The organism is Campylobacter sp. RM16188 (assembly GCF_012978795.1).
Classification (GTDB): Bacteria; Campylobacterota; Campylobacteria; order Campylobacterales; family Campylobacteraceae; genus Campylobacter_A; species Campylobacter_A canis.
In genome coordinates this window covers 1-1,221 of sequence record NZ_LIWQ01000034.1, presented here as the reverse complement: position 1 = coordinate 1,221, position 1,221 = coordinate 1, and the positions used below count along the sequence as shown (strand labels likewise).

Annotated in this window: 1 rRNA gene and 1 pseudogene; both read right to left on the bottom strand. The window is 28.8% G+C overall.

From position 1 onward, the window contains the following. Positions 1–340: 340 nt before the first annotated feature. Positions 341–547: pseudogene (locus CDOM16188_RS11395) on the bottom strand (ComEA family DNA-binding protein); the annotation flags it as partial. Between the two features lie 547 nt (positions 548–1,094). Then, positions 1,095–1,214 (bottom strand): 5S ribosomal RNA (rrf, locus tag CDOM16188_RS11050). Positions 1,215–1,221: the final 7 nt, after the last annotated feature.

The following is a 1,221-nucleotide window of genomic DNA, read 5'->3' as shown; positions in this document are numbered from 1 at the left end:
TTACCCCTCACCACCCCTTCTTCTCTTTCTTTATTTTACCCTATTTACTCTCTTTTGCTTTTTTAGCCTCTTTCTTTATACTCTCTTTAGTCTCTTGTATCTTCTCTTTTGCATCCTTAGCTTTATCTGCCTTATCTTCTTTACCCTTAGCCTTCTTTGTCTCTTTCTTTAAGCTATCTTCTTTGTCTTTAACTTTTTTGTTTAGGTTGTCTTTAGTATCTTTTAACTTATCTGCTTGCTTGGTTGTTTTTTCTTTTGTATCTTTTGTTTTAGAAAGTAGCTTATCCTCTTTATCTTTTATCTTCTTAGTTACATTAGCAGGCATTACGCTTTTACCCGATACCGATATATCTTGTTTTAACGCTTCAAATGTCTTATCTCCTATTCCGTTTACATTTTTAAGATCTTCTATAGAGTTAAACTTATTCATCTTCCTATATTCCATTATAGCCTCGGCCTTAGACTCTCCTATACCCTTTAAGCTCATAAGCTCCTCTTTAGTTGCAGTATTTAAATTTATCTGCGCAAACGCAGAGATTGAAAGCATAATAAGTGCTAATAGTATATTTTTTACTGTATTCATAGTAAATTCCTTTTTGTTAAGATGTTTAAATTTAAGTAGTTAAAATTCTACAATTCTATGTTAAAGAAATGATAAATTTATAAATGAGTATAAGCAAATTTATTTTAATCTAAATTTCACAAGAAGCGTCTTAATCTATTAAATTTATGATTGTGTTACTAACAAAGCTTAATAACAGGAGCTTTACAATTCTATGAAAAAAATGAATTAAAAGACGACCATAAAAAATATGGACTTTTTACAATATCTTTTAATTCGTAAAGTAATCATACAAGCTTAATAAATAAAATAAACAAATAAACTATAGCTACTAAAAGATATAAAGAATAAATAAAGAAGTTGCTTTGGATAATTGTAAATAAAGCAGATAAATATATAAAGAATTTAAAAACTAATCGGTTTAAATTTAAAAGTATGTAAAAATATAATAAATGTAAAAAGTTTTTATGTTTATTGTTAATGTTTTTTTAGATTAGCTGTTTTTGATATGAATTTATAAGAATAATAACAAAGCCCGCAACGACCTACTTTTCCAAACATCCCAGTAAGGGAGAGTATCATCAGCCAGGACGAGCTTAGCTTCTTGGTTCGAGATGGAGCAAGGCGTTTCCTCGTCTGTATAGTCACGGGCAGTGTTA